Source organism: Pseudoalteromonas sp. Ld20 (genome assembly GCF_045064175.1).
GTDB lineage: Bacteria > Pseudomonadota > Gammaproteobacteria > Enterobacterales > Alteromonadaceae > Pseudoalteromonas > Pseudoalteromonas neustonica.
In genome coordinates this window covers 24,312-49,442 of the sequence record NZ_JBISHB010000041.1, presented here as the reverse complement: position 1 = coordinate 49,442, position 25,131 = coordinate 24,312, and the positions used below count along the sequence as shown (strand labels likewise).

Annotated in this window: 21 protein-coding genes and 1 riboswitch; of the genes, 11 read left to right on the top strand and 10 right to left on the bottom strand. The window is 39.0% G+C overall.

The window, feature by feature from the left end; genetic code table 11:
- The first annotated feature begins 106 nt into the window (after positions 1-106).
- Together nhaD and lysC are read left to right on the top strand one after the other, a co-directional pair.
- Positions 107-1,354 carry a sodium:proton antiporter NhaD gene (gene nhaD / locus ACJJVX_RS15880; protein WP_054205667.1) on the top strand — a complete coding sequence of 416 codons (1,248 nt, stop codon included), beginning with the start codon at positions 107-109 and terminating at the stop codon, positions 1,352-1,354.
- Positions 1,355-1,469: 115 nt separating this feature from the next.
- Positions 1,470-1,642, top strand: a riboswitch (Lysine riboswitch).
- Positions 1,643-1,719: 77 nt separating this feature from the next.
- Positions 1,720-3,123 carry a lysine-sensitive aspartokinase 3 gene (gene lysC / locus ACJJVX_RS15875; protein ID WP_405632357.1) on the top strand — a complete coding sequence of 468 codons (1,404 nt, stop codon included), beginning with the start codon at positions 1,720-1,722 and terminating at the stop codon, positions 3,121-3,123.
- Here the strand turns inward: lysC and ACJJVX_RS15870 are convergent.
- Positions 3,100-3,846, bottom strand: a complete 747-nt coding sequence (locus ACJJVX_RS15870) for a 4'-phosphopantetheinyl transferase family protein (RefSeq protein ID WP_405632354.1) — start codon at positions 3,844-3,846, stop codon at positions 3,100-3,102. The two genes, lysC and ACJJVX_RS15870, sit on opposite strands and share 24 nt — an antisense overlap.
- Positions 3,847-3,999: 153 nt before the next feature.
- On the opposite strand from ACJJVX_RS15870, the gene ACJJVX_RS15865 reads away from it, so the two are divergent.
- Positions 4,000-5,322: a sodium-dependent transporter gene (locus ACJJVX_RS15865; RefSeq protein ID WP_054205670.1), complete on the top strand. Its 1,323-nt coding sequence runs from the start codon at positions 4,000-4,002 to the stop codon at positions 5,320-5,322.
- 109 nt (positions 5,323-5,431) lie between these two features.
- Complete coding sequence (locus ACJJVX_RS15860; RefSeq protein ID WP_405632352.1) at positions 5,432-5,581, top strand: zinc-ribbon domain containing protein; 150 nt, start codon at positions 5,432-5,434, stop codon at positions 5,579-5,581.
- Positions 5,582-5,968: 387 nt separating this feature from the next.
- On the opposite strand, the gene ACJJVX_RS15855 is transcribed toward ACJJVX_RS15860, so the two are convergent.
- The 5 genes from ACJJVX_RS15855 to ACJJVX_RS15835 all read right to left on the bottom strand — a co-directional run bounded on the left by ACJJVX_RS15855 (position 5,969) and on the right by ACJJVX_RS15835 (position 10,686).
- Positions 5,969-6,406 carry a hypothetical protein gene (locus ACJJVX_RS15855; protein WP_054205671.1) on the bottom strand — a complete coding sequence of 146 codons (438 nt, stop codon included), beginning with the start codon at positions 6,404-6,406 and terminating at the stop codon, positions 5,969-5,971.
- Positions 6,407-6,641: 235 nt separating this feature from the next.
- On the bottom strand, positions 6,642-7,850 hold the full coding sequence (locus tag ACJJVX_RS15850; protein WP_405632348.1) for a beta-propeller fold lactonase family protein: 1,209 nt from the start codon (positions 7,848-7,850) through the stop codon (positions 6,642-6,644).
- A gap of 480 nt (positions 7,851-8,330) precedes the next feature.
- Positions 8,331-8,759, bottom strand: coding sequence for a hypothetical protein (locus ACJJVX_RS15845; protein WP_405632345.1), 429 nt, complete (start codon positions 8,757-8,759; stop codon positions 8,331-8,333).
- 459 nt (positions 8,760-9,218) lie between these two features.
- On the bottom strand, positions 9,219-10,208 hold the full coding sequence (locus tag ACJJVX_RS15840; RefSeq protein ID WP_054205674.1) for a 2-hydroxyacid dehydrogenase: 990 nt from the start codon (positions 10,206-10,208) through the stop codon (positions 9,219-9,221).
- Positions 10,165-10,686, bottom strand: coding sequence for a glutathione peroxidase (locus ACJJVX_RS15835; RefSeq protein WP_054205675.1), 522 nt, complete (start codon positions 10,684-10,686; stop codon positions 10,165-10,167). Before ACJJVX_RS15835 ends, ACJJVX_RS15840 begins: the two co-directional genes overlap by 44 nt.
- A gap of 122 nt (positions 10,687-10,808) precedes the next feature.
- On the opposite strand from ACJJVX_RS15835, the gene ACJJVX_RS15830 reads away from it, so the two are divergent.
- Positions 10,809-11,690 (top strand): NAD(P)-dependent oxidoreductase, encoded by an 882-nt coding sequence (locus ACJJVX_RS15830; RefSeq protein WP_054455531.1) that lies wholly within the window; start codon positions 10,809-10,811, stop codon positions 11,688-11,690.
- A 98-nt stretch (positions 11,691-11,788) separates the two neighbouring features.
- On the opposite strand, the gene sbcB is transcribed toward ACJJVX_RS15830, so the two are convergent.
- The 3 genes from sbcB to ACJJVX_RS15815 form a co-directional block, all read right to left on the bottom strand.
- The gene (gene sbcB, locus ACJJVX_RS15825; protein ID WP_405632342.1) at positions 11,789-13,234 is read right to left on the bottom strand and encodes an exodeoxyribonuclease I; all 1,446 of its coding nucleotides are present in this window, start codon (positions 13,232-13,234) and stop codon (positions 11,789-11,791) included.
- Positions 13,235-13,747: 513 nt separating this feature from the next.
- The gene (locus ACJJVX_RS15820) at positions 13,748-14,791 is read right to left on the bottom strand and encodes a methionine synthase (protein WP_054205678.1); all 1,044 of its coding nucleotides are present in this window, start codon (positions 14,789-14,791) and stop codon (positions 13,748-13,750) included.
- 43 nt (positions 14,792-14,834) lie between these two features.
- Positions 14,835-15,809, bottom strand: a complete 975-nt coding sequence (locus ACJJVX_RS15815; protein ID WP_405632339.1) for a DUF1852 domain-containing protein — start codon at positions 15,807-15,809, stop codon at positions 14,835-14,837.
- A gap of 561 nt (positions 15,810-16,370) precedes the next feature.
- Here ACJJVX_RS15815 and ACJJVX_RS15810 point away from each other — a divergent pair.
- The 5 genes from ACJJVX_RS15810 to ACJJVX_RS15790 all read left to right on the top strand — a co-directional run bounded on the left by ACJJVX_RS15810 (position 16,371) and on the right by ACJJVX_RS15790 (position 22,513).
- Positions 16,371-17,180, top strand: coding sequence for a sulfite exporter TauE/SafE family protein (locus tag ACJJVX_RS15810; RefSeq protein WP_405632337.1), 810 nt, complete (start codon positions 16,371-16,373; stop codon positions 17,178-17,180).
- Positions 17,181-17,324: 144 nt separating this feature from the next.
- A complete protein-coding gene (locus tag ACJJVX_RS15805; protein WP_405632335.1) occupies positions 17,325-19,532 on the top strand; it encodes a M14 family zinc carboxypeptidase in 2,208 nt (735 codons plus the stop codon).
- Positions 19,533-19,827: 295 nt separating this feature from the next.
- A complete protein-coding gene (locus ACJJVX_RS15800; RefSeq protein WP_405632333.1) occupies positions 19,828-20,652 on the top strand; it encodes a phytanoyl-CoA dioxygenase family protein in 825 nt (274 codons plus the stop codon).
- Between the two features lie 192 nt (positions 20,653-20,844).
- Positions 20,845-21,183 (top strand): hypothetical protein, encoded by a 339-nt coding sequence (locus tag ACJJVX_RS15795; RefSeq protein WP_054205683.1) that lies wholly within the window; start codon positions 20,845-20,847, stop codon positions 21,181-21,183.
- A complete protein-coding gene (locus ACJJVX_RS15790; RefSeq protein WP_054205684.1) occupies positions 21,176-22,513 on the top strand; it encodes an SPFH domain-containing protein in 1,338 nt (445 codons plus the stop codon). Before ACJJVX_RS15795 ends, ACJJVX_RS15790 begins: the two co-directional genes overlap by 8 nt.
- Before the next feature lie 123 nt (positions 22,514-22,636).
- On the opposite strand, the gene ACJJVX_RS15785 is transcribed toward ACJJVX_RS15790, so the two are convergent.
- Positions 22,637-24,382: a methyl-accepting chemotaxis protein gene (locus ACJJVX_RS15785; RefSeq protein ID WP_405632329.1), complete on the bottom strand. Its 1,746-nt coding sequence runs from the start codon at positions 24,380-24,382 to the stop codon at positions 22,637-22,639.
- Between the two features lie 193 nt (positions 24,383-24,575).
- Here ACJJVX_RS15785 and ACJJVX_RS15780 point away from each other — a divergent pair, with 193 nt between their 5' ends.
- A complete protein-coding gene (locus tag ACJJVX_RS15780; protein WP_082916358.1) occupies positions 24,576-25,088 on the top strand; it encodes a M23 family metallopeptidase in 513 nt (170 codons plus the stop codon).
- The last annotated feature ends 43 nt before the right edge of the window (positions 25,089-25,131 follow it).

Below are 25,131 nucleotides of genomic sequence, written 5' to 3'. Positions count from 1 at the left end.
AATTGGCAATAGTTTTACACAGCCTTTGGTGCTAGACTGCGCGCCGTGTCGATTACTGGCACCTAGTATACAATTTTTACATTTTTATAAAGGTTGTTCAAACGCCATGGTAACTGCAATTATCCTAACCCTGATAGCGCTTGCATTCGTGCTCATCGTTATAGAGGATATTATCCATGTAAACAAGGCCAAAACCACGCTTTTCTTTGGTACTTTATGCTGGATTATCTTATTTATCTCGCCTTTAAACGGGCAAACCCCCGAAAGTGTACAACACCAACTTGACCACAATATTTTAGAGATTGCCACATTATGGTTGTTTTTAATGGCTGCAATGACCTTTGTTGCCTATTTAAACTCTAAAGGTTTTATCCAAAATATTGTGCACAAGATCATGCCAAGCTCGATTAGCGAGCGAAAGTTAATGTTCTTGATTGGTGGCTTTTCATTTTTATTCTCGTCGATTTCAGACAACATTACCGCGACGCTAATTTCATTGGCCGTTGTTATGTCGTTAAAACTGGACCCGAAAAAACTGATTAAGTACGCAACGTTAATCATCTTCAGTGTTAACTCTGGTGGTGTGTCGTTAATTACTGGTGACGTAACAACCTTGATGATTTTCCTTGATGGTAAAGTCAGTATTGGAAATTTACTACTGTTAATTGCCCCTGCATTATTTAGTGTTGCTTTATTGGCCGTTATGCTGTCATTTGGGTTAAACGGTGCGGTGCAGTTTACTAAGCAAGAAGATCGCCGAATTGAAAAAACGGATATAACCATTGCCGTTATTTTCTTATCGACGATTATTGCAACGCTGACACTTAGTGTGATGTATCACGTACCTCCATTGTTAACGTTCTTGTTTGGTTTATCGTTAATGTTTTTGACGGCGCAATTTTTAATGCGCAAAAAAGACGTCAACAAAAAAATCATCGACTACATTCGTGAAATTGAATACGACACGCTGCTGTTTTTTGTGGGTGTACTACTGCTTGTTGGTGCGCTAAAAGAAGTGGGTATGCTAAGCAAGTTTACGAATTTGTATGAGTTAATGGCACCAGAGTATGCAAACTACTTAATGGGTATACTCTCTGCTGCGGTAGATAACGTCCCGCTGACTGCTGCGCTGCTTAAAGCTGAAATAGTCATGAGTCCGCAACAATGGTTGTCGTTCACGTATGCAACTGGTGTAGGCGGCTCAATGCTTATTATTGGCTCTGCGGCAGGTATTATTGCGATGAGTAAAGTAAAAGCACTCACATTTTTAAGTTATTTACGTATGTCGTTGTATTTATTAATAGCGTATACAATCGGTTATATGGGCTCATATCTAGCAGGTAGTTTTATTTAATGACCTTTATTAATTAAAACAACTTGACAGCTAGACGTCTAAACGATAACTTTCAAAGCCCACTTTATGTGGGCTTTGTTATTTTAATTGGCAATTATAAAATGCAATTAATCTAACATTCAGAAGAGGTGCGGTATTTAGGTACTTAATGTGAGGCGACGACTGCCAACGACCATTAAGGAGGGAAATATTCGCCGAGGAAAACAACTGCACGTCACAGTGGTTTTTCGGTTTATGGGGCTGAATCCTCAAAACTGTCACCAAATTAGGTGGAGAGCTTCTGGCAGTGGACTTTTCTTATCGAGCACCCCCTTGCCAAGTTCTTCTTGTATTACCGTGGTTTGAATGCCACAAAAGGAGACGACATGAATACCCAATTAGCTGCTAATAACGCGCAACAGTCAGCACAAAACCAAAAAACAGATCACGTAGTAGCAAAATTTGGCGGCACCAGTGTGGCCAACTTTGACGCTATGAGTCGTTGCAGTGAAATTATTGTAGCCGATAACAATGTACGCGTAGTGGCTGTAAGTGCCAGTGCAGGTGTCACTAATCACCTTGTTGCATTGTGTAAAAAAGATATCTCAATGGATGAACGCGCAGAAAACATCACCGGCGTGTTAGCCATTCAAGAGGCTATTTTAAATGAGCTATCGCTTGATGCGGACTTAGCCCATGGCTTTGACGAAACTATTAAAGCGTTTCAAGCTTTAGCCAGTGAAGGCGTTAAATCAAAACAACAACAAGATGAACTCCTGAGTTTTGGTGAGCGCTTATCGTCGTATTTATTTACTCAGGTGCTGCGTTTGAATGGTTTAAACGCAATTCGTTTTGATGTGCGCCAAGTATTAAAAACAGACAGCCAGTTTTCAAAGGCTACACCAGATGTAGCGGCCACCGCTGCGGCTGCGAAAGAGCATTTGATCCCGCTATTAGCTGAGCACGTTATTGTCACACAAGGTTTTATAGGCAGTGATGCGCATGGCCAAACGACCACTCTTGGTCGTGGCGGTTCAGATTACAGCGCAGCATTATTAGCCGAGGCAATTAACGCCAAAAGCGTGCATATTTGGACAGACGTAGTGGGCATATTTAGTACTGATCCACGTTTATGTGCCAAAGCAACACCGATTGCGCGCTTAAGCTTTGATGAAGCAGCAGAAATGGCCACTTTTGGCGCTAAAGTGCTACACCCTGCGACTATTTTACCAGCAAGCCGTAGTCACATTAACGTCTTTGTAGGTTCGAGCCGTGAACCAGAGCGTGGTGGTACGTGGATTGAACGTGAAAAATCACAATTGCCAGGTATTCGTGCAGTTACACAGCGTAAAAACCAGTTATTGCTTACGCTTAAGAGCCCTGAAATGCTATTAGCCAGCGGCTTTTTAGCGCGCGTGTTTACGATTTTAAGCGAGTTTAATATCTCGGTTGATTTAGTTACCACGTCAGAAATAAGCGTGGCTATTACATTGGATAACGCGCCAAATGCATCGCGTCCTGAGCTTGATCAAGACTGTTTAGATAAATTAGCAGAGTTTTGCCATGTCTCGGTAGAGAACAATTTAACGCTAGTGGCGCTGATTGGCTCACAAATTCAATTACGTCAGCACGAAATGAATTTAATGAACGTATTAAGTGATTTTAATATTCGCTTAATCTGCCATGGTGCTAGTAAGCACAACTTATGCTTTTTGGTCGAACAAGCTGAATCGGATCGCGTTGTACAAGCTATTCATAGCCGCTTATTAGAAGTTCAAAACGCCGCGTAATTGGTCGATAGTATTTACCACAGAGCACTGCCAGTCAGTGCTCTGATTACTCACTACACTCACATCAAACTCATTATATTGGCAGCTTACAGCGCGCAAATGAGCCTGCGTTAATTGATCAAACACATTGGGACTCAGTAATTTAGCAATCGGCTGGCAAGTGGCTTTAGCGAGTGCTTCTTTTAAGGTCCATATTCTAAAAAATCGCTCAGCGCCTTGTTGTTGATTTTGCGTTATTAAATTTACTTCATCAGGGTGGTAAAAATGCTTTGCGAGCTTTTCAAATGGGCGCTTTGTGCTTATTTTTTCAATATCAAAACCAAACTCAATTCGCTCAATATTCAGCGCGGCACCGACAAAACAGTTTGAGTGCGACAGGCAACTGCTAAACACGGTGTTACTGCCCGTTATATGTATGAGTAATTTACTGCTAGGCTCGTCAAATTCAGAGCTAATATGATGAGCTGGTAACTTGGCAAACTCTGGGGAGCTTTGCTTTACTAAATACTTAAGCAGCAGTCGAGTGGCTAAATATTCTTGCTTGGCTTTGTTACTTTTACGACGAGTGATCACCGCGAGTTCAAAAGGGCTCAATAGCGTATTTAAATCGAACTTATCAATATTTAAATGTTGGGCATCACATAATAAAATAGTGTGTGTATTGAGTGGCTGCATCGTGTGCTTTGTAATGACTAGTTGCTGCTGAAAAAATAACGCCGGCATAAAATCCACAATTAAAGAGATAAAAGAATAAACATGTTTATATTTTGTGCGAATGTGCACTGGTTATTTAAGCCAAGGCAAATTTATTACTCAGTGACTGTGAAATATGGTTTAATTCACAATAATGAAAAATAATAACAGATTTGTAGATGTATGGCACAATCGCGTGATGGTTTTCAAAGCCGCCTTGGCTTTGTTTTAGCAGCGTCTGGCGCTGCGGTAGGATTAGGTAATATTTGGGGGTTCCCCACGCAAGCTGCAAATCATGGCGGCGGCGCATTTTTACTAGTCTACTTTATTGTAATATTTTTATTGGCATTACCCGCTTTATATACTGAATTATATTTAGGTCATAAAGCGCAAGCTAATCCTGTAAAAGCACTCAGAAATGCATGGCAAGAGCAAGCGCCACAAGTAGGTGCTGCTGCGGGTTACCTAGGCTTAGCAGGCGCTATTGTGATGCTTAGCTTTTACTCCATTGTAGCTGGATGGATGCTTGCCTACGCGCTTGAGCCTATAGCCCTATTTTTAGGGTTTACTGAAATCAGCACGTTTTTAAAAACCGACTCGATGGCACGTAATTTTATATTTACGCCACTGATGCTGTTACTCACCGCGAGCATTATTCTCAAAGGAGTTAAATCTGGGATTGAAACTTGGTCTCGCAGGTTAATGCCTATGTTGTTGGTTTTACTGGTGGGATTAATTGCTTATATAGCAACGCTTGATGGCGCTAGTAATGGCTTTGCTGCGTATTTAGTCCCTGACTTTAGCCAAATACTCGACCCAGGATTAATTATTGCGGCAATGGGGCAGGCGTTCTTTTCGTTGTCACTGGGTGTGGGTTGTATGATGATTTATGGCTCGTACTTACAGCCTGATGCTAACTTACCGCGTTTAACCGCATCGGTAGCATTGCTAGATACAGGGGTGGCGTTTTTAGCCGGTTTATTAATTATTCCTGCCATTTATGTGGCGCAGCACAATGGCGTTCAAGTATTTAGTGATGGTAAATTGGTGGGCGAAGGGCAGTTAATTTTTGCAATTTTACCGCAGTTATTTAATACCATGGGTGAAGTCGGGTTGTTAGTTGGTTTACTATTTTTTGTATTGATGTCGATTGCATCGCTTACTTCAACAATTTCATCAACCGAAATTCCGGTGGCTTTTCTCGTCGAAAACCATCAAGTAGAGCGTAAACAGGCGACTTTTTTAGTAAGCCTTACAGTACTTACAGCATCATCGTTGATTATTTTTAACTTTGATTGGTTATTCGGTTTAGTGATTATGGTATTAACACAGTATCAATTACCGCTGATGGGCTTATTTTACTTTATCACTGTGGGTTGGTTATGGCGCCGTGGTAATCAATTGCATAAAGCTGCAAGTGGTGTACGTTATTGGTTTGCACAGTATATTCGTTTTGTATGCCCAATATTGATGACGGCTGTGTTTGCCAATGTCGCGTTTGGTTGATAGTTTAGTCGTCAGCCGTCAGCCGTCAGCCGTCAGCCGTCAGCCGTCAGCCGTCAGATTTTAGTTTTACAAACCAAGAAATTGATAATACCCATTGGTGATATAGGGGATGCGCTATCTATCAGAGACGCGCGATCCCCGCAAGCAACGTTATTGTATATACCCACGAAATCTCTACATTGATATACAAAAGCAATGTGTCGATTGCCATAGACCATTTATATTTTTTGCCAAAGAGCAGCAATACTGGTTTGAATAATTAAAATTTTGGATTGATGCAAATGCAATCAAATGTTTTGAATGCAGAAAGAAAAGCCGTGCAATAAACCGGCTGCAAATTACCTATGTAAACTTAATCATTAAAGACCATATAGCGCCATAGGAAACCCAATTGCTCAAGTCCAGCGCGCAACAGCTTTTTGAGTTAGGCGTGATCAAAAAGATTAATAAAATAAATGCTATCCGTAAAATGTAAGTAGACGTATTTAAGGGACCTATGTGATGAAGTTTTAACTTAACCTGTCAGATTCGATTAACTGAGCTTAACCAAAGCTGACAGTCAGAAGTCTGTCAATTGCAGGGATTAAGGGTTTTAATGTCTGAAGTCAAGATTTGACCCCTTCTGCCTTTGGACCCCTTCTGCCTTTTATATTGCGTTTTTAGCCAATCCTTGGTTGATTTTATGTTGCATATAAATAACATGGAAAATTGATGTAATAAAAGGATTTAACCAAAGATTGTCACCTTTATTAGAGCCCGCAATTAAATTAATACGATTACGTACCATGATAACCCAAGTTACATCGAAAGCACTAGATATAGCATGAATACCAATTGAGCTTTTTAGAATAGTAAGGTCATGATAATTAGCTAAACTATAAATTAAACTACCTAATGAAATAATAAATAAAACAACGGCTGTTGCAATAAATAAGTTAGGTATTTTAAGTTCGGTATGTTGATTAATTTGGCTTGTGAAACGATAGAGCTTATAAATTAAATACGAGCCTATAGTTAGCACACATAAAATTAGAATCTTAAATACTGAGTCCGTTTCAAATATATCCGAAAATCCTTTTTTCATTTATTCTCCAGAGCTGAAAGTAGACTGAGCCTATGTAGCAATATAACGAGGCTGTAAAATAACTCCAACAGCCAAATTCAATAAAAAACGAGCTCCTGTATTAACTCTAAGCTTTTTTAAAGCATTAGGTAATGCATTTGGAACCCATAAAACAGGCTGTTTTTCTTAAAAAAGAGTAATTCTACAGCTACAACGCTATATTAAGCGGACTAAGGTTTGTTTTTACTTCAGATATCTAAAGTGTCTTTATTTTAAATACAAATAACGAATTACCTTTACCAGTCGCAACCAATAAGTGACGATTATCATCGGTAACAGTAATAGATGAAATTCTATTTAATTTATTATCATGAACACTTAATAATTTATTCTTATAGCTAAGTCGCCCATCAGCACTCGCGCTAAATAAATATAGGCCGCTACCCGACTCCCCAGCTACATATATTTTTAAGCCGTCAGACGATATCGCTAAGCTACTTGCTCCCTCTAGGCCAGATCCGCCAATATCCGAATTATTTATTGCCTGTAAAAATGCATATTGTCCAGTATCCAGTTTGTGAAAAACAACAAGAGAATTACTTCCTGAACAAGCAACATACAAAAATCTTCCATTTGGTGAGACAACCATTTTTTGTGGGTTAATAAATTGCTTCACACCCGCAACGCCATTTTTTAATACTTGTTTCACCAATAAGTCGCCCCTGACACTTCTATCATAAATGGTTAATTGATGACCATCAAAACCTAGAACATATAATTCATTATTTAATGGAGATAAAGCTACTGCAATAGGTTTTCCCAAGTCATTGCTAAGTGGCTTGGCGTCTTTTACTACTCTATTCAAACTAATCTTTTTATCCGACATTATATCTAAAATAGAAATAGCGTTACTCATATAACTTGCAACGTAGAGTTGCTTTTCGTTGGTAGTCTTGACTATATCCCAAGCGCCTAAAAGGCCAAAGTTATCCAGTTCACCCACAGGCACATCACTATCAAATACTCTGTCATAGCTTAGACCGTCACTGATAAATTGACTAAAACGGTAACTCCTATTACTTTTAGAAAATTTTGTTAAGGCACCGTCATAGAATCCAGTAACGACTACCTGATTACCGTGATCAAAATAGGTAACACCAGAGGCGCCTTCTAAACCATTTATGTTGGTAGAGGCATTTTTAAACACTTGGCTGAAGGTTAGATTAAAATTCTCGTCTAAATTAAAAACAGCTAAAGCATTATCGTCTCCACTAGAAACAAAAACCTTAGAATTATCTGAAAGAACTTTAACGCTTCTAGGATTACCTAAACCATCAACATCGTTAACATCATCTTTTAGTATTTGGATGAGCTGAAGACTTTCTATATCACTAGCATAAGTTGTATTGAAGTTAACTAGCATTATAAAAAAGAAAAATGTAATCAGTTTTTTATTGTTAAACATTAACTATAAACTCTCTTAAAAACATAACAGCTTTATCAGAGGACACTTCCTTATTTTAGCCCGAAGACATCCTTATTTTATGAGCTATATTAATAGCAAATAGTGTAAGTTATTGCCAGCTATAAATTTTATACTTACTGTAGATTATTTGAACATATGACAAAGGTGAAAACAAAAAAATGAAAACAAAAAAGACATCCATTTTAAAGTTTGTTAAGTTTTCTTGAACAGAAAACGGCGTAGCAACGTCAGTAACAGCGAGAAACTACTGGCCTAGTTTTTTCACACTCAATTAAAACGTCAACTATTGCCTTAAGGCACTATTTTTTATGTCTGTAATTTAGGTGACTGCGTTTATGGATTGAGCTAAGGAGAATGAAACCGTGATTATGTTTAAAATGTTCACTTGCTGCTGATTTCAATCGATGCGTTTGTTGTTTTACTTCCGATGAAATTAAGATGGGTGTCATTTCAAGTTTCTTACTGTGAGAAATACCCTGATTCTCCCTCTAACCATTTTGATTTAATGGTTCTATCAGAAACTGAATTAATATATGACTGCTCAAAAACGGTTTGTACAAGTTTGCTATTCGAAATTACAATATTATTTTTAATTTTTAATGCTTCAATTTCATATAAATGGTCACACCCAAATTTGCACAAGGGCATTACAATATTTGGGTCTATTCTTTCATTAAAAGAACACTTGGACCTTTTCTTTTTATGCGCAGTGACCAAAGAGCTAACGCTGAATTCATTTTTACATATTGCACATGACTCAACATCTTTGCCGTCAAACAGCCACTTACGTAAAATGTGTTGTTCCTTACGTCTATGGCTTTCTATGTCCGAGTCTGTTCCATTCGAACAAATTTTAAAAGAGCCTTGAGGGTCAAATCTTGACTTCAAAAGAGCCTTGAGGGTCAAATCTTGACTTCAGACATCAAGCAACCTCGTAGTTCTTCGAATTGTAATTCAACCTTCTTATTTTCAATCATTAATACATTTAATCTACCCGTGTAAAACAGGACAGTCACAATTTATGCGCAATACCAAGGGGGTTGAAATATAAAGAGCCTTTAAAGCCTTGAGGGTCTAAAGCCTTGAGGGTCAAATCTTGACTTCAGACATCAAGCAGCCTCGTAGTTCTTCGAATTGTAATTCAACCTTCTTATTTTCAATCATTAATACATTTAATCTACCCGTGTAAAACAGGACAGTCACAATTTATGCGCAATACCAACGGGGTTGAAATATATGCCTGTCCTTTTTTGAAGCCGATGTAACTTAACAGGCTTAGCAAAGTTCACGTGGTTGATTTTTTGTGCTTTGGTTTTTAACCTTTTATCTTTGACCTAGCACCTAACCTTATTTTACTTCATTACTCAGCGGCTGGTTATTAGCAAACTCAATCGCGTTATTAATAGTGGTTTGGGCTATTTCAGTCAGTGCTTCTTTGGTAAAAAAACCTTGGTGCCCGGTGACTAATACGTTAGGAAAGCTTACCAATCGTGAAAATATATCGTCTTGCATGATTTCGTCACGACGGTCTTTAAAAAACAGCTCTGATTCTTGCTCGTAAACATCGAGGCCTAAGTAGCCTAGTTTCTTGCTTTTGAGTGCGCTGATACAGGCTTTACTATCGACTAATGCGCCGCGTGAGGTGTTAATAAGCATAACGCCAGTTTTCATTTTGCTAAATGCTGTTTCATCAATTAAGTGGTGGGTGCTTTCGTTTAATGGGCAATGCAGTGAAATAACATCACTTTGGGTGAGTAAAGTGTCTATATCGCATAGGGTGTAATTACCCTCTGTTGCATAAGGGTCGCAAACCAATACATTTGCACCAAAGCCATTGAGTATATTAACCAATGCTAGGCCAATTTTCCCGCAGCCAATTACGCCAATGGTTTTTTTAAATAAGTTAAAGCCAAGCAAGCCGTTTAAGTCAAAGTTATCTTCGCGAATGCGGTTATATGCTTTATGGGTTTTACGATTTAAAGTGAGCATTAATGCGATGCAATGTTCAGCAACTGCTTCTGGGCTGTAGGCTGGCACACGGCATACTTTGATGTTATGCGCATTTGCGGCGGCTAAATCAACGTTATTAAACCCCGCGCAGCGCAGTAGAATACATTTAATACCGTTGTGTGCGAGTTGTTTAATGACGGTTTTATCAACCACATCATTAACAAATACACATACCGCATCAAAGCCTTGGCAAAGTATGGCTGTTTGCGCATCGAGCGATTGCTCAAAATGGGTTAATTTGATGTCTGTTTGATCTTTTAAGCAGGCATCAAAAGATGTTTGTTCATACTTTTGCGAACTGAAAAGCGCCATTGTTAGTTGCGTCATTAATTGTGCTCTCTATTACCTGTTTTAAGGTGTCGGGTTTAGTGCGCGGTGCGTAGCGCACGGCTAATTGCCCCTCAGAGTTTATTAGAAACTTAGTAAAATTCCATTTTATGGCACGGTTTTGTGCTATTCCTCGGGTATGTGCTTTTAAATAGTTAAATAATGGGTGAGCTTCAGGACCATTCACCATTACTTTACTAAACACAGGAAAGCTAACATTAAACTGTTGTTGGTAAAAGTCTTTAATATCAGGGTTATTTATTGGTTCGTTGTAATCAAACTGATTACACGGAAAGGCCAACACAGTAAAACCAAAATGCTTATATTGTTGGTACAGCTTTTCAAGCGCTGTTAATTGCACTGAAAAGTTACATTTACTGGCCGTATTAACAATTAAAATAGTGCTGCCTGTTAATTGGCTCAGATCAAAGTTTTCGCCATTATAAAGTGGGGCGCTGAATTGATATATGCTATCCATAGGTTTCCTGTTTTGTCTCGTCCATGAAGAAATGTAATGAAGACTTTTTCATTCGCTTTTTGTCTATTCGGTTGAGATAATCAAATTATCTTTTTAAGTTACCACTGAAATAGGTCAATTTTATGTCAATGAAAGTCGCATTTATCGGTTTAGGCGTTATGGGGTATCCAATGGCAGGTCATTTAGCTGCTGCAGGCCACCATGTAACGGTATATAACCGCACCACAGAAAAAGCACAACAATGGGCAAAAAAGTACACCGGTGAGGTGGCATTAACGCCTGCAAAAGCCGCTGAAAATGCAGATGTTGTATTTATGTGTGTAGGTAACGATGATGATTTACGCTCAGTTGTATATGGCGCAGACGGCGTGATTGCAGGTATGCAAACGGGCACTATTTTAGTGGATCATACAACAACGTCGGCAGAAGTGGCGCGCGAAGTGTCGGCTAATGCAGCACTTAAAAATATTGCCTTTATTGATGCGCCAGTATCGGGTGGCCAAGCCGGCGCTGAAAATGGCGTATTAACGGTAATGGCTGGTGGCGATGCGGTAGTGTTTGCAAAAGTACAGCCTATCATGGCGGCGTTTAGTCGCTTTAGCCAATTACTTGGTGAAGTGGGCTCTGGTCAATTATGTAAAATGGTCAATCAAATCTGTATTGCTGGTGTGGTACAAGGTTTAGCTGAGGGATTACATTTTGCAAAGCAAGCAGGTCTTGATGGCGAAAAAGTGATTGAAACCATCTCAAAAGGTGCGGCGGGTTCTTGGCAAATGGAAAATCGCTATAAAACCATGTGGGCAGGTGAATACGAATTTGGTTTTGCAGTAGATTGGATGCGAAAAGACTTAGGCATAGCCCTAGATGAAGCGAAAAGTAATGGCGCAACGCTACCGATGACAGCAACGGTTGATCAGTACTACGCTGACGTACAAGCACTCGGTGGTGGTCGCTATGATACGTCAAGCTTATTAGCACGTATTGAAGCACTGCATAAAAAGTAATAGCTTTAATTGTAGCTTAGCGCCTTAAATCATATAGACGAAGGCGCTTTATTTATTAAGATCAAGCCGCTTACCGCTTACCGCTTACCGCTTACCGCTTACATACTCTGTGCGTAGTTATAAAGTGCTTTAAGGATAGTCAGATTTTTTTCATTATCGTCATGTTCATGGGCCAGATTTTCAAGAGTTACCATAAAATCTTGTGCGCTGATCGAGGGTTGATCTTCACCATGCATTAGCTTGTTTTGGCAATATTGACGCCATTGATCGAGTTCATCTTGATTAAGTGATTGTGGCCAGTTACGGGCACGGTATTTAAACAATAAGTTATCAAACTTTTTATCTTCAAAATCCAACTTCATACCCGCTAATTGCTCAGGACTGGCATCTCGGATAATGGCAAATTTAGCTTTATCTGCATGGCTGGTAAAGCCGTCGTATAACATGTAATCAGTATTGGTGGTTTTACCGTAATCGGGCTTATCGTTAAACACTTCAGTCACTTTATCGCGCAGTGTTGAATTGGCTTTTAAAATCGCAAGATTTTTTAAGCATTGCTCGCGGTCAATACCTAAACGGGCTGCATTTTCAGGTAATAATGTTTTAGCAGGTGCTAAAATAGGGCACTTGTTTAAATGCACTAGCTTTAAACCAACGGGTCGTTCATCCTCTGCAAGATCACTGCGCTTTGTATAAAGACGTGTACGTAGCTCTTCAACTGATAAATCCAGTAACACTTGCGGATCTTCCGTTAGGTTAAAGCATACTACCGCGTTTTTATTGGTTGGATGAAAGCTCATTGGTGCAATCCAGCTTGTACACCCTTGTGTAGCAGGTATACGTGACGAGGTATGTACCAGTGGCGTCATGTTAAACACATCTACTAATTCAGCTAGGGCTTTTTTACCACGTAAACCAAAAAAGAAGTTATACAGTTTAGGCTGCTTGTCTTTTATAAGTTTAGCTAGGGCAATAGTGGCGGTTACATCGCTTAACGCGTCATGTGCAGCGGCGTGTTCAATACCATTTGCAACCGTTAAATGTTCCAGCTTAAAACTTGGGCTGCCATCTTTTTTGAGCGGCCATTCAATGCCTTCAGGGCGAAGCGCATAACAAGCGCGCACTAAATCAATAATATCCCAGCGGCTATTATTGTTTTTGTATTCACGCTCATAGGGGTCGTAAAAATTACGGTAAAAGCTGTAACGGCTTACTTCGTCATCAAAACGAATGCTGTTATAGCCAGCTACGCAGGTATTAGGCACACTAAATTCAGCATGGATCTTGGCAATAAACTCAGCTTCAACTAAACCTTTTTGCATCGCCACTTGCGGGGTAATGCCTGTGATCAAACACGCCTCAGGGTGCGGTAAATAATCAGCCACCGGTTTGCAATATTCAATCAACGGCTCACCAATAATGTTTAAATCAAGATCGGTCCGAATCCCTGCAAACTGGCTAGGCTTATCCTTTTGCGGACTCGCTCCCCAGGTCTCATAATCGTGCCAGTAAATAGTTGCTTGATTTTGCTCTTGATAAGCCATTTAAAAACCCTTTAAGTTAGCTTGAAACGGTTTAAATGCCGCCAAGTTACTAAATTCATGAATTATTTAGATTATGGCACACGGGCAATGGAGTTTATAGGTTTGAATGATGAAATGATGCTAATCATACTCTTCAGGAGTCGGTAGGGCTCAGTGGTGCGAAACCAACAAAACAGCAGAAGGAATTTACACATAAAAGCGCATGGTCTAGGTTACACACCTCGCGCCGCGATTAAATCGCCCCTAGATTGAATAAATTTCAATCCACAAAGGTCAACACGCGCTAATATCACTGGGGGGGGGTGGAGTAATTGGGATTAAATAATAACTTAATTCGGCTAGAAGAAATGCTGTGCTATATTGTGTTGCTATTAATTTTAGCCAATCAGTGGCTATTTTTATTTCAAAGTAAGTTTAGAAGCCTCGTAAAAATGAGGCTTCGTTTTAAATAAATAGAGCATTTACTTGCGTTGAATCAGAATAAACCTAAAGGCAACTCTATTATCATTGCGTCTAAGCTGAAAGCTCTTTTCTGACTATCTCTGCACCTGCACTTAAGGCATCTAGTTTCCCTTTTGCTACGTGATGAGGTAGCGGGGCCATGCCGCAGTTGGTACAAGGGTAGAGCTTGTCGGCATCAACATATTTAAGTGCTTTGCGCAGGGTGGCTGCTACTTCTTCTGGTGTTTCAATGGTATTGGTTGCAACGTCAATCGCGCCTACCATTACTTTTTTACCGCGAATGAGTTCAAGCAACTCAATTGGTACATGAGAGTTGTGACACTCTAGTGAGATAATATCGATATTAGACTTTTGTAGTTTTGGAAAAGCCTCTTCATATTGTCGCCACTCAGAGCCCAAGGTTTTTTTCCAATCAGTGTTGGCTTTAATGCCATAACCGTAACAAATATGGACTGCTGTTTCGCATTTAAGGCCTTCAATCGCTCTTTCTAAACAGGCGATACCCCATTCATTGACTTCATCAAAAAATACATTAAATGCAGGCTCATCAAATTGGATAATATCTACACCTGCCGCTTCTAATTCTTTGGCTTCTTGGTTGAGAATTTTAGCAAATTCCCATGCAAGCTTTTCTCGACTTTTATAGTGGTCATCGTAGAGTGTATCTATCATCGTCATAGGTCCTGGCAGGGCCCATTTAATTGGCTGATTGGTTTGCTTGCGTAAAAACTTGGCATCTTCAACAAATACAGGCTTTTGGCGACTAACAGGGCCTACAACTGTTGGTACACTGGCATCATAGCGATCGCGAATTTTAACGGTTTTACGTTTTTCAAAGTCAACACCGTTGAGGTGCTCAATAAATGTGGTTACAAAGTGTTGGCGTGTTTGTTCGCCATCACTCACAATATCTATACCTGCATGTTGTTGATCTTGTAATGACAAACGTAGCGCATCCTGTTTGCCTGCAATTAATTCATCGCCTTGTAATTTCCAAGGTGACCAAAGCGTTTCTGGCTCTGCAAGCCAAGCAGGTTTAGGTAAACTGCCTGCGGTTGAAGTGGGTAATAGTGTGTTATTAGTCTGTGTTTTCATAATAAATAATGCCGTAAATTTGGATTGATTTTCAACCTAGCAATTAAGCGTAGCTAGCAGACCACTGTTCAAGCACAGTTTGGTATGGTTTGATAAATTTTTCTTCGGCAAACTTTCCTTGCTCATTAGCGAGTTTGCTGCGCTCTTCTCGATCATAAACAATTTGTGTTAATGAATGATCTAAGTTCTTTAGGTTTGGTTGATACGCTTTTCCTGCAGCTGCATTGGCATTATATATTTCAGGGCGGTAGATTTTTTGAAAGGTGCCCATTGTGCTTATGGTACTGATAAGCTCAAGGCTCGTGTAGTCATTAAGCAAATCACCAAAGAAATAAAATGCCAAAGGCGCTACACTGTTTGCAGGCATAAAATAGCGAACTTGCAGGCCCATTTTTTTGAAATATTGCTCAGTTAAAGACGACTCATTTGGTTGATACTCAACACCTAATACTGGGTGCTGATTTTCAGTCTGATGATACGTTTTATTATCCGATACACTTAGGCAGATAACCGGCGGTTTACTAAAGTTTTGTTTGTAAATAGCTGAATTTACAAAGTATTGAAAGAGCTTGCCATGCAATTCGCCAAAATTATCTGGAATGCTAAATTGTGGTTGATCTTTATTATGTTCTTGTAGCAATATGCTAAAATCATAATCGCGTACATAAGAAGAAAAGTTATTTCCTACAATGCCTTCAATGCGTTTATTTGTTTTATGGTCAACAATATTCGTTTTCAATACTTCAATTGATGGGAAAGTTTGGCCACTGCCTTCAATGTCCATATCAACAGAAATAATTTCAAGTTCAACAGAATAGCGATCGCCCTTAGGGTTATCCCAATTTGCTAAGGCATTAAAACTGTTGTCAATCATCTTTAAAGCGTTGCGTAAGTTAGCTTGGCGGTGACTACCTCTGGCCAAATTAGCAAAGTTAGTGGTGATACGGGTATTGTCTGATGGGTGATAATCTTCATCAAGACAAATGCTCTTAATAGTAAATGTGAAGTCTTTGTTCATGGTGATCTAGTATCCAATTGTCTGATTTAAAATGAGTTTATGGGTTACGCTTGCTGGACTTTCCAATCAATTTTTATGATTTAATTAGTTAGTAACCGTCACAGCCTTTTTGTTTACGCCCAATGAAGGGGGGGCTGTATGTTGTCTAGCGCTAAGCGTTGTGTAATTTATACGTGGATCGGTACATGAAGAAAAACGGTTTTATTTCACATAAAACATGAGCCATATTCATTGCTTATTATAATTTTGCGATGTTACTTAATAGCGATTCATCGAATTGGATAAAACGCTAAAAATCTCACAAGGATTTCTGAACTTCTAGACTTCTAGATGTTTAATGTGTATTTATTTCATGTAAAACATGAAGAATATTCAGGGCTCATCTTAGTCAAAAGAGTGAGCGGGGCGTGGTTATATTGATATACTCGCGGCGTATGTAGCGAGCTTAAAAGTTAACCTTAATTTAGCTTAAGTACTTTGCAATTGAGCAATTATGTTACTGCGTAAAACACTGCAATTATGTCATGTAGTAGTCCCTAAATATAATAAGAGAAGAATAGAATGAGTGAATTGATGTTGTTAATTTTATACTGCGCGATATTAGGCAGTGGCGTAGGTTTTTTAGCAGGGCTGTTAGGCATTGGCGGTGGGCTTGTCATTGTCCCAATATTAAGCAGTATTTTACTTTATTTAGCTATTTTACCTGCTGAACAGGTTGTTATCGTTGCAATTGCAACATCATTGGCGTCAATATTATTCACCTCAACGTCGTCAGCAATAGCGCATCATAAAAATGGCAATGTACCTTGGGAACTTGCCCCTTGGATAATGACAGGGGTTGCTTTTGGCGCGCTTATCAGTGGTTTTTTAGCCGCATTATTACCAGAGGCAACCGTGCGTATTGTGTTTGCAGTGAGCGTGACACTGATTGCGTTGAAGATGTTTTTAAGCAGTAAAAGTGATTCCCCTGTTGAGCGTAAAATGCCTAACAAAGGCCTGTTAGCCTTTTTTACAACGATTACAGGCGGCTTGTCAGCCATGATTGGGATTGGCGGTGGCGCACTTCTAGTGCCACTATTGACGTTTTTCTCACTCGATATGAAAAAAGCGATAGGATGTGCTTCTGCCTGCGGTATTGTCATCGCATTATTTGGATCGATAGGTTATATCAGCTCAGGCAGTAGTCATTTTGCTTTAGAAGATGGGTTTGCTGGGTTTGTATATTTACCTGCTTTATTCGGTATTATTTGCACGTCTTGGTTTACGGCGCCTCTAGGTGCCAAAGCAACACATCATCTACCTGTACCAATGATCAAAAAAATCTTTGCAGTATTATTGTTAGTGATGGCTGCAAATATGATGTTTAATTAAAGTATAGATAAAATGGTTAGAATACATAGAGGAAGTTAAAGCTTAAAAAGCTCATTTAACATTTATTTGGGAACTAAACATTTAAGTTTTAACTTAAATGTTATATTTTAGTTAAAATAATACTAACGACATTGGTTATTCAGAATGCTATTTGTAGCCCCTCTTTTATTAGCAAGTACTTTATCGCTGGCTGGAGTACAAGATCCAGTTTATTTAGCGACGTTTGATAATGAACAACAAGAAATAAAAACGCGCATAAGCTTTCATCATGCACTTTTATCTGATGAACGAAATGGCATTTTATTACAGTTATCAAATCAGGATGTTTTACGCTTACAAAGCAAGGGTATTAAACTGACACCAGCAGATGCTTTATGGCACAGTAAAGTAAAAAAAATGCAGGAACAGCATGTATCTCAAAGTGTACAAACATCGGGGATCTCAGGGTTTGCATGTTATGCAACAGTTGAAGAAACACTTGCCAGCGCCGAGCAGTTAACGCAGCAATATCCAGATATAACGCAATGGGTAGACATTGGTGATAGTTGGCAAAAAATAAATGGTGGATCAGGTTACGATCTAAAAGTATTAAAAATAGGTAATAAAAATCTTGATAATCCACCCGTGTTATTTATTCAAAGCGCATTACATGCCAGAGAATATGCGACAGCAGGCCTCACTCTCGACTTTGCTAAAATGCTACTTAATGATGCGAAAACAAATCCGGATATCGCATGGATTTTAGAGCGTCATCAAATTCATATATTATTTCAAAGTAACCCTGATGGTCGAAAAATTGCTGAGGCAGGCTACTTACAACGCAAAAATCACAACGAAAACCATTGCCCATTGGGGAATGTGGGTGTTGATCTCAATCGTAATTATTCATTTGGTTGGAATACGGTTGAAGGGGGATCTAGCGGGCAAGCTTGCCAAGCAACATATCGCGGTAAAAGCGGCGCGTCTGAACCTGAAGTGGCTGCGATAGAAGATTATATACGCAAGTTATATCCTGATGTGAGAGGCCCAAATGACGATGATGCTGCGCCAAGTGATACACAAGGCCTATACCTTGATATTCACAGCTACAGCCGCCTCATACTTTGGCCTTGGGGAAATATTGATAAACCAGCTCCAAACCAAGCTGGGCTTGAATCGCTTGGTAAAAAGCTTGCATATTTCAATAATTACTTACCACAACAATCGATAGGCTTATATGCTACAGATGGTACGTCGGATAGCTTGGCGTACGGGGAGCTGGGTATTGCGCATATTACATTTGAGTTAGGTACTGACTTTTTTCAGTCATGTGATTATTACCAAGAAACACTAAAACCCGATAATCTAAAAGCGCTTTTATATGCGGCAAAAGTAGTGGAAGCCCCATACTTATTAACCCAAGGGCCTGATATTGAATCTATTGAGGTCGTTGGCAGTGTTGGTGGTGACATTGAAGTTAAAGTTAGCGTAACAGAAGAGCGCTTTAGTAAGCTCAATGGTGATTTAGTCGCAGATAACATTGCAACAGTAAAATACAGTCTTAACGAATACCCAAGTGCAGGAAATACCCGTTTAGCGATATTTTTAGATGGCAACGCCGACGCTAAAACAGAAAATGTTATTGCTACATTTAATCAATCAGACTTAATTGATGGAAAAATCACACTGTATTTTCAAGGGAAAGATATAACAGGGCAAGTAGGGCCTGTATCAGCATTTAATTTAGATGCGAGCTTACCAACACTCCGAGCGACAGCAACATGTGAAGGCGCAAAATGTGAGTTTAAAGCAGGCAACAAATTTGGTGGTTACTCATATTTATGGCAATTTGCTGATAATAGCTACAATGAAGAGCAGTTTACGGCTGTAATGCCTCAACTGGGCGAGAACAAAGTCACCTATCAACTCACTAATAAGTTTGGTACTACACAAAGCATTGAAATAAATGCTCAAGTGCAAGAACTCATTAAACCAGAAGCTAATTTTAGCGAGGCGTGCGAAATATATGTGTGTAACTTTGATGCTGGGCTGAGTAGTGATTTAGATGGATCTCAGTTGACATACGAATGGACGATAGATGCCGATGTCGTGAGTGAGCTTGGTAAATTTGAACATGACTTCATACAAGATGGCACTTATGCTGTTGAACTAAAAGTCACTGATGAACACGGCCAGACTGCCACCAAACAAAGCGAAGTTGTATTTACAGCAAATACGACTCCACCTGTAGTTGTTGCGCCAAAACCTGATGTAACAGACCCCGAAGCTAAAAATTCAGGTGGTTTACTTAATTTTCTAACTTTAACTTTGTTAGGGTTATTTGTTTTACGAAGAAAAAAGCTGAAGCTATAAAATAACGTTAACAGTGATCATTTAGCCACAAAAAAATACCAGTTAGTCTACGCTAACTGGTATTTTTAAATTATTTAAACAAAATTATGGATTAACTGTGCAGTCGGTGATTTTTTCTACTCATTATCTACTTTTTTGTGCGATCTGAGTCCACCAAACTGCCTGCTAAATATATTGTTGGGAGTCTTGTGTTGTTAAAAATTACTACACAGTCCTTAATTAGGCCTGAATTTAGATAAGCTACTGTGCTGTATTAGTTGACCACAACAATATAACGAATAAGGAGGTTTTAAAGATGGAAACTAAATTAGTATCAGAACATTTAAAACAGCAGGGGTTTGTGCTAATAAAACAAGTGATAGAACCGAGTGAAGTTGTTGCGCTTGGGCATTTTTGCCAACACTTGACTGACGATGTAAAGACACAACATTTAGCTGGGAGGTCGCTTAATAATGTTGCCATTATGCAACAAGCAGGCGAGCCTTTTGTTTACCGTATTAATTCACTTTTTCAGTTTCAGCCTCGGTTTGCTTGTTTATTAGCACACACCAAACTAATGAGTTATGTTGAGGCTATTGTTGGCGAACCGGTTTTACCTAGTTATGAGTCTATCGTTATTAAAAATTCATTAGACTCACTTGGTTTCGACTGGCACCGTGATATGGCCGTAAAAACGCAAGAACCTATTATCACACTTGGAATATATTTAGACGATGCGATAGCAGAGCAAGGAGCGTTAAAAGTAGTTCCTGGTTCTCATTGTAGCCAATTGTGTGTTTGCGATATAAAACGCCAGCTATCAGATTCTAGACTACAAAGCGTGAATGTGACTGCCAAAGCAGGGGATGTGGTTATTCATCATGTAAATACCGCCCACTGTTCGGGAAAGCAGGAGAGTTCAGCAATACGCAGAACCATTTACTTTGAATTTAGAGCTGTATCTCATTTTATTAATAACCCAAGATTTTCAAGTCAGTGGATTGAAAAACGCCAAGCACTTATGGCAAATATTAAGGCACTCAATTTAGAACACACCCAAAGGCATTTTCAACTCCCCAATGATTTTTATAATACTCAACAAATAGAAGCCGCCGAGTATTGTTTCGAGTTTGCGCAATAACTCGTACAAATAGCTGTTAAACCAATGCTGAATTCTACATTGTGGGGTAAGTTACGTATAGCTACAGCTGATGCAATATTTTTTATTCTGTTTTTTTCTGCGTTATCCTGTAAAATTATTAACTTAACATCTGTAAACAGCGTTTTATAGTTGTTATAAAAATCAACAATTCAAATTATATAAGTAGATTTTATGATTCTGTATATCATTGGGATAAGTATACTTATTGTTATATTGTGCTCGTCGCTTTATGTTATTTACAGTAACATACATAGAACGCGAGTCAGTAAATCTAAAGAATACAATGTGTTATTTGATAAAGATACGATAGTAGATGACTTGATAACTCAACTTACCGAAAAAAATCAAACGCAAGAAAACGAAGATAAAGCACGCAAGAGCAAAGAAGATATCCTGACCACATTTATTGAGTTACACCGTTCAGGAAGTTTTTGTGCGCAATTAAGTGAGCAAGAAATCATTTATTTTGTTAAAAAGAAATTAAATATGGAGAGTAATAAAAATGGATAGCCAGCAACAACCCGCTACACAAGCAAATAAAGGATCTTTTATGGGGCGCTTTGGTCGTCGTAGCGTAATTTTAATTAGTGCCATTGTCATCGTACTCGTAGTGATTGCAACATTGACCTCACAAGTTATTTCGTGGAATGAAGCAGATGAACGGTTGGTTCATCAATCAGCCTTTACCGGTAATTTAACGGTGATTGATCAAGCTGGCCCTTATTTAAAAGCGTTTGGTACTACTTCGGCGTATAAAAAAGTTATTTCAATTAACTTTACAGGCGACAGCACCGCAACTGCCAGTGCTATTGTGCCGTTAATTCCAATTCGCTTTTTGGATACTACAACTGGTGGCGCAAGAGGAGTCTCACGTTTTAGACTGCCTGGTAATGTACCTGCGGGTGAGTCAGGTACTCTTCGTGGACTACTTAAAATACATGAAGAATTTGGTTCGCAAGAAACGCTCATCTCAAATCTATTAATGCGTGCAACCACTGAAAATGTAAAAGCGTCGGCGCGCATGATGTCAGTAGAGCAGCATTACTCTGGCGGTAATGGTCAATTAAGCCAAGATTTTTCTGATCAGCTTACAAATGGTATTTTTGTGACTGAGCAAATAATAAGTACAGGCGAGCGTGATAAAACAGATGATCTTAATAACCTAAGCAAACAACAACGAGTAACTATTAATATTCGTAAAGATGCTGAAGGTAACGCATTGCGTAATGCACCTATTTTAGGTGCGTATGGGATTACGGTTGTAGATGCGAGTATCATCGATATTGATTACGAAAGTAAAGTAAACGCACGTCTTGAGGCACAAAAGCAAGCGGCGGCAGATGAAGCACTTGCGCGACAAAACCTTAAAAAAGCAGAGCAGCAAGCACGAACTGAAGTGGCTTTAGGTGAGCAAGCAATTGCTAAGCAGCGCGCAGAATCAGAGAAGCTAAAGATCAAAGAGCAAATTGATGCTGAGCGTGTAAAAGCAAATGCAATTATTTCAGCGCAGCAACGTGTAGCGGTTAAGGCCGAACTTGCTAAAGAGCAGGCTGAGATTTTAAAACAACAACGTTTAGAAGCATTAGGTATGGATGTACTTGCTGAAGCGCGTCAAAGAGCGAAGTCTGCGGCACTTGATCCTAAATATGTATTTGATGAAACATTAAAAGCAGAAGTTAAAATTCAAACAGCATTATTTAAAAGTCTAGGCAACAGTCGCTTAGTACCTGAAATTATGATTGGTGGTGGGCAAGGTGAACAGGCTAATGGCTCAGAATTTATGCGCTTACTAGCAGCTGACGCAGCGTTAAATCTGCAAAAACGATTAGAGAAAAAATAATTTAGGTATTTCTATTTTATATTTTCAAGGCCGGCAAGTTTACTTGCCGGCGTTTTTTATAACTTTTAGGAAGCAAAATTTACTTGCTGCATTGAGCCGATAAACTCAGGGCGTATAAATCATTTAAGCTTTAAATTGTGAGGCACTTGCGTGTAGTTCTTTTCCTGTTTTTTCCATTTGTTTTACAACGGTCATAAAGTTATCGAGTTTATGAGCAGAATCTTGTGATAGTTGACTCATTTCGTTTATATTTGCATTTATATTCTCAGTTACTGAGAGCTGCTCTTGAGATGCACTTGCTACCCCATTGCTAAGATCCCTAATTTTTGACACAGTATTAAAAATAACCTGTAAAACATCTTGTGAATCTGATACTTGAGACTCAGTGGCTTTAACTTGGTTTTTACTTATATCAATAGCACCATTTGCAGTATTAGCTTTTGTTTGAAGCTGTTCGATAATGTTGGCTATTTCTGCGGTGGATTCTTGTGTTCTTTGAGCAAGAGATCGCACTTCGTCAGCAACAACCGCAAATCCTCGCCCTTGTTCGCCTGCGCGGGCTGCTTCAATAGCTGCATTTAAAGCAAGTAAATTAGTTTGTTCGGCTATTGCCTTGATAACTTCAACTACGCTAGAAACTTGTCCGCTTTGCTCGGTTAAATCAGCGATAATCTGTGCCGTTGACTCAAAGCGTTCAGAGAGTTCAGCGAAACTTTTATTTGTTTGGGTCATGACTTCAAGGCCTTTACGTGCCTCGTCTTCAGCTGTATTAGTATAATCTGCAGTGCTTACTGTGTTTTGGGTTACATCATTTAAAGTGGCTGTCATTTGTTCCGCTGCGGTGGCAATACTTTCCAATTTAGCGCTTTGTTCGTGTGCTATGTTGCGGTTATCTTTTACAAACTGCGATACTTCCTTAGCTACCGAGGTCATTTGAGTGCTTGCTACAGCTATAGCTTGTATGGTTGATCTAAAACTGCTAAGCATTCTGTTTACTATAGATGCAACTTCTTTTACTTCAGACACACCTTGCTCTTGGACTGTGGTTGTTAAATTATTACTCTCACCAATTGCATTAAACGCAATACCTAGTTCTATGATTGGTTTTGTCACGCGACGACGCGCAACGTAGAGCCCTCCCATACAAAATGATAAAGAGAAAATCACCACACAAACCGCAACAATAAGTAAAGAGCGTACTTCATCTTCAATTTTCTTTAATCGCTGACTGGTTCTGCTTTCAAGTTGAGTAAAGAATTTATCAACTGGTTTCATTATGTTTGCTTTGAATTCATGATATTCGTCTGAGTGGACAAGTTGTGAGGCAAAGTTTAGATCAGGTTCCCTTAACTGAGTAAACTGACCGTTTGAGTCTTTGAATTTTCCTTTAACCGCATTCATTGCCTCAACTTCTAACTGAACTAAACCATCTGAATTTTTTTTAGCTTCTTCTAATAAAGACAACTCGACTTTAGAAAATCCAAGCTCTTTCATTCGGTTAATAAGGTTATCCCTTGAGCCATCGGGCTTGGGTTTATTACCATAGTCAAGAACGAGATCCCAATAAATTGTATGATAATTGACTGGCCGAGGTTTATCCCCGTTACGAATAGCAAGTACATCAAAATACATTTTTTCGTATTTTTCATCCCCCGTGATTGTGTATGTTCGGCCTAAACGAGTTAGTTCATCTGAGCTTTGGCGGAGCTCATCTGCAGCTTGATAAGCTAAATAGCGGTTCTCAGTGGCACTTTCAATTTCTTTTAACTCCGCGTTTAAGTAAAAAATTAAAAATGTAAGTGCCGAAAGTAATACAATCAGCCCTCCAAAAATGGAGGTCATTAAGAACTTTATTGAACGTACGTCCATAACATACTCTTTTTTATACAGTTACATTAAAGGTAGCTAAATCTGTTTGAAGTGCAAATATATAATTTACTTGTATTTATAAGCTAATAGAAACAGGGGATTAAAATTTTATATAAAAGCTGAATAGTTTGTGTTTTACGTTAGTATAGGTTCATATGATGAAGTTACTGACAGAAGCCGTCTGGAGTGAAGTTTGAAAGGAATAAAAATTTTTATAGTTGTTTTAATTATTTTATTAACCATAGGTTTATTAATACCTGAAAAAATAGTTATTCCAGTGCAAGGTGCTACGGCGAATGACTGGAATCACACTACCTTTTGGTATGAACCATGGGGGAGATCTGGCGTACACAAAGGGATAGATATTTTTGGTAAAAAACACACGCCAGTGGTTGCAGCCGTGAGCGGAGTCGTGGTGTACTCTGGTGAATTAAAACGTGGTGGCAAAGTGGTGGCATTACTTGGGCCTAAATGGAGAATTCATTACTTTGCCCATTTAGAGGATTACTCGGTCAGTGCTGGCGATTATGTTTCGGTCAACGAAGTCATTGGCAGTTTGGGAGATACAGGCAATGCCGCAGGTAAGCAACCTCATGTGCATTACTCTATTTTATCTTTATTACCATATCCTTGGTTGATGACCACTCAAAACCAAGGTTGGAAGAAAATGTTCTTTTTAAACCCTCATAAAAAACTGTATCGGTGAATCCACGCTAAAGCAGACAAAATAAATACCGTTATTTTTACAC

Coding starts and splice junctions, on each gene's coding strand:
- ACJJVX_RS15865 (WP_054205670.1), top strand. CDS start 4,000: ATGGCACAATCGCGTGATGGTTTTCAAAGCCGCCTTGGCTTTGTTTTA.
- ACJJVX_RS15855 (WP_054205671.1), bottom strand. CDS start 6,406: ATGAAAAAAGGATTTTCGGATATATTTGAAACGGACTCAGTATTTAAG.
- ACJJVX_RS15805 (WP_405632335.1), top strand. CDS start 17,325: ATGCTATTTGTAGCCCCTCTTTTATTAGCAAGTACTTTATCGCTGGCT.
- ACJJVX_RS15790 (WP_054205684.1), top strand. CDS start 21,176: ATGGATAGCCAGCAACAACCCGCTACACAAGCAAATAAAGGATCTTTT.
- ACJJVX_RS15860 (WP_405632352.1), top strand. CDS start 5,432: ATGCGCTATCTATCAGAGACGCGCGATCCCCGCAAGCAACGTTATTGT.
- sbcB (WP_405632342.1), bottom strand. CDS start 13,234: ATGGCTTATCAAGAGCAAAATCAAGCAACTATTTACTGGCACGATTAT.
- lysC (WP_405632357.1), top strand. CDS start 1,720: ATGAATACCCAATTAGCTGCTAATAACGCGCAACAGTCAGCACAAAAC.
- ACJJVX_RS15850 (WP_405632348.1), bottom strand. CDS start 7,850: ATGTTTAACAATAAAAAACTGATTACATTTTTCTTTTTTATAATGCTA.
- ACJJVX_RS15840 (WP_054205674.1), bottom strand. CDS start 10,208: ATGACGCAACTAACAATGGCGCTTTTCAGTTCGCAAAAGTATGAACAA.
- ACJJVX_RS15830 (WP_054455531.1), top strand. CDS start 10,809: ATGTCAATGAAAGTCGCATTTATCGGTTTAGGCGTTATGGGGTATCCA.
- ACJJVX_RS15815 (WP_405632339.1), bottom strand. CDS start 15,809: ATGAACAAAGACTTCACATTTACTATTAAGAGCATTTGTCTTGATGAA.
- ACJJVX_RS15795 (WP_054205683.1), top strand. CDS start 20,845: ATGATTCTGTATATCATTGGGATAAGTATACTTATTGTTATATTGTGC.
- ACJJVX_RS15820 (WP_054205678.1), bottom strand. CDS start 14,791: ATGAAAACACAGACTAATAACACACTATTACCCACTTCAACCGCAGGC.
- ACJJVX_RS15800 (WP_405632333.1), top strand. CDS start 19,828: ATGGAAACTAAATTAGTATCAGAACATTTAAAACAGCAGGGGTTTGTG.
- nhaD (WP_054205667.1), top strand. CDS start 107: ATGGTAACTGCAATTATCCTAACCCTGATAGCGCTTGCATTCGTGCTC.
- ACJJVX_RS15870 (WP_405632354.1), bottom strand. CDS start 3,846: ATGCCGGCGTTATTTTTTCAGCAGCAACTAGTCATTACAAAGCACACG.
- ACJJVX_RS15810 (WP_405632337.1), top strand. CDS start 16,371: ATGAGTGAATTGATGTTGTTAATTTTATACTGCGCGATATTAGGCAGT.
- ACJJVX_RS15785 (WP_405632329.1), bottom strand. CDS start 24,382: ATGGACGTACGTTCAATAAAGTTCTTAATGACCTCCATTTTTGGAGGG.
- ACJJVX_RS15835 (WP_054205675.1), bottom strand. CDS start 10,686: ATGGATAGCATATATCAATTCAGCGCCCCACTTTATAATGGCGAAAAC.